Genomic DNA, 1,389 nt, shown 5'->3' on the forward strand with positions numbered 1-1,389 from the left:
AATTCAAGGGACTGGGACGAAGAACTTCGGTTCTGTAGCAATCGGAAGTGGTTCCAAGAAAAGCCTCTAAGCTTCAGTCATACGAGACCGTACCGCAAACCGACACAGGTGGGCGAGATGAGTATTCTAAGGCGCTTGAGAGAACTCGGGAGAAGGAACTCGGCAAATTGGTACCGTAACTTCGGGAAAAGGTACGCCCCGGTAGCTTGGTCACTTTACTGTGATAGGGCGAAAGGGTTGCAATAAACTGGTGGCTGCGACTGTTTAATAAAAACACAGCACTCTGCAAACACGAAAGTGGACGTATAGGGTGTGACGCCTGCCCGGTGCTGGAAGATTAAATGATGGGGTGCAAGCTCTTGATTGAAGTCCCAGTAAACGGCGGCCGTAACTATAACGGTCCTAAGGTAGCGAAATTCCTTGTCGGGTAAGTTCCGACCTGCACGAATGGCGTAACGATGGCCACACTGTCTCCTCCCGAGACTCAGCGAAGTTGAAGTGTTTGTGATGATGCAATCTACCCGCGGCTAGACGGAAAGACCCCATGAACCTTTACTGTAGCTTTGCATTGGACTTTGAATCAATCTGTGTAGGATAGGTGGGAGGCTTTGAAGCGGGAACGCCAGTTCTCGTGGAGCCAACCTTGAAATACCACCCTGGTTCATTTGAGGTTCTAACCTTGGCCCGTTATCCGGGTCGGGGACAGTGCATGGTAGGCAGTTTGACTGGGGCGGTCTCCTCCTAAAGTGTAACGGAGGAGTTCGAAGGTACGCTAGTTACGGTCGGACATCGTGACGATAGTGCAATGGCATAAGCGTGCTTAACTGCGAGACTGACAAGTCGAGCAGGTACGAAAGTAGGACATAGTGATCCGGTGGTTCTGTATGGAAGGGCCATCGCTCAACGGATAAAAGGTACTCTGGGGATAACAGGCTGATTCCTCCCAAGAGTTCATATCGACGGGGGAGTTTGGCACCTCGATGTCGGCTCATCACATCCTGGGGCTGTAGCCGGTCCCAAGGGTATGGCTGTTCGCCATTTAAAGTGGTACGTGAGCTGGGTTTAAAACGTCGTGAGACAGTTTGGTCCCTATCTGCCGTGGGCGTTGGAAATTTGAAGGGGGCTGCTCCTAGTACGAGAGGACCGGAGTGGACGAACCTCTGGTGTACCGGTTGTCACGCCAGTGGCATTGCCGGGTAGCTAAGTTCGGAAGAGATAACCGCTGAAAGCATCTAAGCGGGAAACTTGCCTTGAGATGAGATTTCCCAGAGCCTTGAGCTCTTTGAAGGGTCGTTCGAGACCAGGACGTTGATAGGCTGGGTGTGGAAGTGCAGTAATGCATTAAGCTAACCAGTACTAATTGCCCGTACGGCTTGTCCCTATAACCTT

At 51.5% G+C, this 1,389-nt stretch carries 1 rRNA gene; it reads left to right on the plus strand.

The window, feature by feature from the left end:
* Nucleotides 1-1,381: ribosomal RNA gene (locus F8197_RS28150) — 23S ribosomal RNA — on the plus strand; the annotation flags it as partial.
* Nucleotides 1,382-1,389: the final 8 nt, after the last annotated feature.

This window comes from Duganella sp. FT27W, assembly GCF_009295655.1.
Lineage (GTDB): Bacteria > Pseudomonadota > Gammaproteobacteria > Burkholderiales > Burkholderiaceae_D > Rugamonas > Rugamonas zoogloeoides.